The organism is Rhizobium sp. BR 314 (assembly GCF_047445805.1).
GTDB lineage: Bacteria > Pseudomonadota > Alphaproteobacteria > Rhizobiales > Rhizobiaceae > Rhizobium > Rhizobium lusitanum_B.
Map to the genome: position 1 here is coordinate 44,699 of NZ_JARWLA010000042.1, position 6,085 is coordinate 50,783.

At 58.3% G+C, this 6,085-nt stretch carries 5 protein-coding genes; 3 read left to right on the plus strand and 2 right to left on the minus strand.

Going from position 1 to position 6,085, the window contains the following annotated elements:
* Window positions 1-1,890, minus strand: a complete 1,890-nt coding sequence (locus tag QD461_RS31885; protein ID WP_414091114.1) for an ABC transporter ATP-binding protein — start codon at window positions 1,888-1,890, stop codon at window positions 1-3.
* A gap of 262 nt (window positions 1,891-2,152) precedes the next feature.
* Window positions 2,153-3,046, minus strand: coding sequence for a LysR family transcriptional regulator (locus QD461_RS31890; RefSeq protein ID WP_414091115.1), 894 nt, complete (start codon window positions 3,044-3,046; stop codon window positions 2,153-2,155).
* 103 nt (window positions 3,047-3,149) lie between these two features.
* On the opposite strand from QD461_RS31890, the gene QD461_RS31895 reads away from it, so the two are divergent.
* From QD461_RS31895 to QD461_RS31905, 3 genes are all read left to right on the plus strand, one after another.
* Window positions 3,150-3,374 (plus strand): DUF1127 domain-containing protein, encoded by a 225-nt coding sequence (locus QD461_RS31895; RefSeq protein WP_414091116.1) that lies wholly within the window; start codon window positions 3,150-3,152, stop codon window positions 3,372-3,374.
* 251 nt (window positions 3,375-3,625) lie between these two features.
* Complete coding sequence (locus QD461_RS31900; protein ID WP_414091117.1) at window positions 3,626-4,480, plus strand: D-alanyl-D-alanine carboxypeptidase family protein; 855 nt, start codon at window positions 3,626-3,628, stop codon at window positions 4,478-4,480.
* Between the two features lie 178 nt (window positions 4,481-4,658).
* Entirely contained in the window at window positions 4,659-5,762 is a 1,104-nt protein-coding gene (locus QD461_RS31905; protein ID WP_414091118.1) for an agmatine deiminase family protein, read from the plus strand.
* Window positions 5,763-6,085 lie beyond the last annotated feature (323 nt).

Below are 6,085 nucleotides of genomic sequence, written 5' to 3' on the forward strand. Positions count from 1 at the left end.
TCAGACCTCCCTTTTCGCTCTTTCGAGCGTGCCGCCTGATGTCTTGACGACGTCATCCTCCGGGCGAACCTGCAGATCGTAAAGCGCCTTGTAACGCCCTCCGGCAGCTAGAAGCTGCTCATGAGTGCCGCGCTCGACGATCTCGCCATTCTCGATGAACAGGATCTGGTCGGCGTGCATCAGCGAACTTAGCCTATGCGCCACGATGAGCGTCACCCGGTCGCGGGCAAAGCGTTTCATGGCGCTACGGATGCGTTGTTCCGTCGCAGCGTCGATGGCGGCGGTGGAATCGTCGAACACCATGACGGCCGGTTTCAGCATTAGTGTCCGCGCGATCGTCAGGCGCTGGCGCTGGCCACCCGAGAGCGACACGCCGCGCTCACCGACAACAGTCGTATAGCCGGCCGGCAGGCCGAGAATATAGTTGTGCAGCTGCGCCGATTCAGCTGCGCGCTCGATGCGGGTTTCTTTCGCCCAAGGGTCGCCATAGGCGATGTTGTTTTCGATGCTCGTCGTGAACAGGAAGGAATCCTGTTGCACGACGGCAACGTTCTGCCGCAGCGATTGCAGCGTCGCCTTGCGGATATCCTGGCCATCGATCGTGACGCGGCCGCCCGTGACGTCGTAGAATCGTGGGATCAGGTGGGCGATGGTCGACTTACCGCTCCCCGGCGGTCCGACGATGCCGATCGTCTCGCCACGTCTGGCCTCGAACGAGATATTGGTCAGTACCGGTCGCTTTTCCGGGCCGGGATAGCTGAAGTCGACATTCTCGAAACGCAGCTTTCCTTCAGTCACGACAAGCGGTTTGGCATCCGGAGCATCCTTGATGGGGATATCGAGATCGAGCAATGCGAACAGGCGCGAGCCGCAGGTCGAGGCACGCGCGAAAGCATTGACCATCAGCCCGAGTTGACGCACCGGCATCTGCAGAATGGTCATGAAGGTCAGAAAGGAGGCGAGGGTGCCGACGCTGATTTCACTTGAAATCACCTTAAGTCCACCGATCCAGAGCACCAGCCCCATGGCGATGAAGAACGAAAGATTCATCGCGCTGGTGTTGATGACGCGGATGCCGACTCGCTGGTGAGCGAGATGCAAGGCGTTCTGTGATGCCCCGTCGAATTTCATGATCTCATGCATCTGCGCAGCAAAGGCTCGAACGACACGGATACCGCCGAGATTTTCCTCCATCACGCGCGTTAGCACTGAAAGGCGTTCCTGCAGGTCGAGCCAGGTCGCCCGAAGCCGCAACTGCGTTACGGAGGACCGCCATGCGACAAAGGGCACGAAGCTCAAGGCGAGCAGGCCAAGCACGACATCCGTCGACAAAAGCATATAGGCGCCGACGCCAATCAGCATGGTGAGCAGCAGCATGCGCACCAGCGCGGTCGAGAAATACATGCGCACGCCTTCAAGATCGAGCAGGCCGACGGTGATGAGATCGCCGGAATGCACCTTGTCGTGGAAGCTGAAAGAGAGTTGCTGGATCTTTTCGTAGCAGGCGAGTCTGAGCTCGTAGCCCATGTGATGGCCGACGGACTCGCTATAGTAGTTCTGCACCATCGTGAACAGGCCGCGCAGAATGCTGATGACCAGCAGCAGCAGGGCTGTTGTCATCAACGCACCATCGGCGATCTGGCCGGCAGCACCACCGGCGACGGCTGTCTGCGTCTGATCGACCGCGCGGCCAAGCAGGCGCGGTATCATCAGCTGCAACGTTGCAGCTACAAAAGTGGCCCCAATGGCGAAGCTGGTCTGCCACGGATGACGCTGCGTCATATGGGTGATTCGCACGATCGTCGAGAGACCTTTCCCCCAACCGGCCGCATTGACATGCGCGCGCGAAGTCAAAGACTTCGCCGCGTTTCTTGATGAATCGCTGCTCACGCTCATATCCAGGTAATTTCAAACGAGGCGGGCCCGTGGACGGGTTCGTATCTCAGGGGAAACATTGATACGATGAATTTTGCCGATTCCGTGGCGACGTTCAAGAGTCAATCGGTCACAAGTCCCACGCAAATGTTAGATTGCGTGTTCGGGAGTTGCCGATGAGACGCGGTCATCGAATCCGGTGCGCTCTCCCTCGGGTATGCTACCGCTAGCAACGTGGATTTCGCGTATGGGACGGCGGTTCGCGAGACGACCCCACCTAGGACTCCAAAGTGCGACTGCTGTGGAATTCGCGAAGGCATTTCATGATTTCGCGAAGGCCCTTTGTCAGGTACTTGTCGCGGCGAAGCGCCATGCCGAGTTGCCGCACAAGCCGGGGCCGGATAGGGGATGTCGCTAGATCATCCTGGTTTCCGTTCTTCAGCGCCATGGCCGGCAGCAACGACCAGCCCAGGCCGGCAGCAACAAGCTCCTTGATGGCCTCCACGCTCCCGAATTCCATTGATGGATCGGGCCTAACTCCTGCGGCGACGAACCACTCATTGGTCATGTGGCGCGTGTTGCCGCCTTCGTAGAGCATCAGCGTCTTGTCCCTCATGAACTCGGCATCCGGGCCGTCCGGTGGGATCGTGCTGCCCTTTGGCGCGACAGCGAGAATCTCATCGTCGTAAAACGATTCGATTTCCAGCGAGCGGCCGGAAGCGGGCAGGGTGATCACGGCCAGATCCAACCTGTTCGCTTCGATGTCGCGTACTATGTTATTGGTATTTCCGACGCGCACGATGATCTCAAGCTCCGGCATGCGCTTCTTGGCTGCGGCAATCGCTCGAGGCAGCAGGTGGATGGACGCGGTGCCGCCCGTACCGATCCGCACCCGTCCGGCCGATCCCTCGCGATAGGGCGTCATCGCCTCTTCCGCCATTGCGCAGTCGTCAAGTATCCGGCGAGCATGTGGGAGGAGTTCGATTCCCGCCGGCGATGGCTGCGCCCGACGACCCACGCGCTCGATCAGTCGAACACCGAGGCGCTTTTCCAGAAGTTTCACCTGCAAGCTTATAGCCGGCTGCGTGAGCCCAATCCTGTCGGCTGCCGCGGTGAAACTGCCGAGATCGACGACGCTGACGAAGGCGGTAAGTTGATCCAGGTTCAGCATCAAAAGGATTCCTTATGGATTGCATTAGGAGCATAAGCTTCATTCGCGGTAAGCGCCAGTGCATCTTTGGCCTGTCCGATGCAGCAGGTATGGGAGCATGTAGATGGCGATCGATGCGGAAAAATTGGTGGTGGCAATATCAGGCGTTGCCGGGGGCAAGCGCAAACCCGGGGTCTTGTGGCGCGCAGTCACCGCTGCTTGGTCTCACTTTGAAAAACGGCGCAGCCGGCGCGATCTGGGCGAACTGACTGACGACCAGCTTGAGGATATCGGCATGACGCGAAGCGAAGCGCGTTCGGAAATCGGCAAGTCATGGTACTGGACCTGAGGGTCAAATATCTCCGCATGATTGTATCTTCGAGCAACAATTCTGACGCTTTTCGCGCGAGGGGCGAGATCGCGACGAGCGCATCTTGAAAAGAGCAGGGGGTTATTTCCATCTGCCCGTTTTTTGATAGCGCCGTTCTTCATTCCGCCATAGATTTGACTAATCCATCACCCTCGAAAGCGCGCGGCTACATTGTTCTGTTCGGCGATCGAAGCTGCCCAACACGCCAATCAAAGAGACTTTAGAAATTCATGCTCAAGACAACCTCATTGCTTCTCGCCACGGCCATGTCGACCTTATCGTTTCTCGGGATCGTTTCGGCGGCAGCAGCAGGGCAGGCGAGCTATGTCGTGGACGTGCATAGCGGCCAGGTGCTCGAGGCGACGAACCAGGATGAGCTGAATTTTCCGGCTTCACTGACCAAGATGATGACGCTCTATCTCGTCTTCGAAGCCCTGCACCAAGGGCGGCTGAAGTGGGATCAGAAATTGACCATGTCGGAGAATGCCGAGAGCAAGGAGCCCTTCAAGTTTGCTGTCGGTGCCGGCCGCAAGGTAACGGTGCGCGAGGCCGTCGAAGGCATCATCGTTCTCTCGGCGAATGACGCGGCGGTAGCGATCGGAGAGCAGCTTGCCGGTTCCGAAGATAGCTTTGGCAAGATGATGACGGAAAAGGCCCATCGCATCGGCATGAGCAAGACCGTCTTCAAGAATCCATCGGGCCTGCCGGATCCGGAGCAGGTGACGACGGCCCACGACATGGCGACGCTCGGCGTTGCGCTGATGCGGGACTTTCCGGAAGAGTTCAAGCTCTTCTCGATGCGTGGCATGAAATTTCGCGGCATGAAACTGCGCGGCCACAACAATCTGATGTATCGCTATGCCGGCGCAAACGGCATCAAGACCGGGTATACGGATGCCTCCGGCTACAACCTCGTGACATCGGCGACAAAGAACGGCCGCAGCGTCGTCGGTGTGGTCATGGGCGAGAAGACGGCTGAGATTCGCGACGACAAGATGGCCGATCTCCTGGACACCTATCTCAAGCCGGCAGCAACGACGGCGACGGTGACAACCGGCGCGCCGAAGCAAACCTCAGCCAACTGAGCTTCCCACCTGATACAAAAACACTGGTCTCGCTTCTAGCGTTCGACCTCGGTGACATGAGATCGCCGGGGAGTGCTGAGGCGAGGGTGGTGTGATGCCCGCGGCGGAAAGCCGGCCCATGTTGCCTAAATCGCCGCGAAGTCGCATACTCCCACTCAACCTAACAGGGAATGGCGCCATGATTATGCCTCGCCGCACGTTGCTACGAGCCGCCGCCTTGGCCGGAGGGCTCTCCGTGTTTTCCCGCATTGCAGGTGCGAAGTCGGCTGCCAACAGCAGCGGTTTCTGGTATCCTGAGGAAACCGATCCGCATGAACGCACTTTCATGCAATGGCCGAACAATTCAAAGGTCTATGAGGATCCCGATTTCCTGTACGATCTTCAGGGCACGATCGCCAAGATTGCCAACGCGATCGTCGATTTCGAACCGGTCGTCATGATGGCTGCAGCAGAGCATCACACGGCCATCAGAAAGCGCATCTCCGCCAAGGTCGAACTCTGGGACATTCCGACCGACGACCTGTGGTGCAGGGATTCCGGACCTTCCTTTGTCGTTGACGGGAAGGGTGGTCTTGCGCTTACCCAGTTCAATTTCAACGGCTGGGGCAACAAGCAGGTGCACGACAATGACGGGCGGATCGCCGCGCGCGTGGCCGAGCGCCTGGGTATCCCGGTTTTCGATTCAGGGCTGGTGGGAGAGGCAGGAGGCGTGGAGACCGACGGCCATGGCACGTTGATCGCGCATGAAAGCACTTTCATCAATCCGAACCGCAATCATGGATCCAAGGCCGAAATCGAAGCGATGCTGTTGGAAACCATGGGAGCCAAGAAGGTCGTCTGGGCGCCCGGCATCAAGGGCGCGGACATCACGGATTATCACATCGATGCCTTGGCGCGATTTGTAAAACCGGGCGTCGTTCTGATCCAGATGGGAGATAAGATTGACAAGAGTGACCCATGGTCTGCCTCAGCCTTCGAGACACATGACATCCTGGCCAAAGCGACCAATGCAGAAGGTCGTAAGCTCGACTTGGTCGTACTGCCTGAGCCTTCCAACATTCGCGTCGATGCAGACGATTTCGTCTCGTCCTATGTGAATTACTATGTTTGTAACGGCGCGGTGATCGCCGCCCAGTTCGGCGACCGAAAAGCTGATGAAAAGGCCAAGACGACTCTCACAGAGCTTTATCCCGGGCGTAAGATTGTCATGCTCGATATCGACAATGTCGGCCAGGTCGGCGGCGGCATCCATTGCGCAACGCATGAGCAGCCGAAAGTCTGATAAGGGCTTGATCGCCGATCCGCTCATGCTGCATCAGCAAGGGCCGCTTCAGAGCGATCAAGGGCGGGCGCACTTGGAAATAGAATGTACCCGGCTACATGTGTGGCGGAGGAGTTGGAATGTCCGCCGATTTGCAAAGTAGAAATGTCCCTTTGGGCGCATCGTCAGCCATTTAGAAATGCGACACTCGATATGTCCACTTGCACTGTGGCAAGCCCCCGACCGGACCGGCTGGGCCGGGTTGCAAGGGAAGGGAGGGGGCGGGTGAGACGCACCCCTTCGGCTTTAGCTTCCTCACTATCAATTCGTCTTCTCCTGGTAGA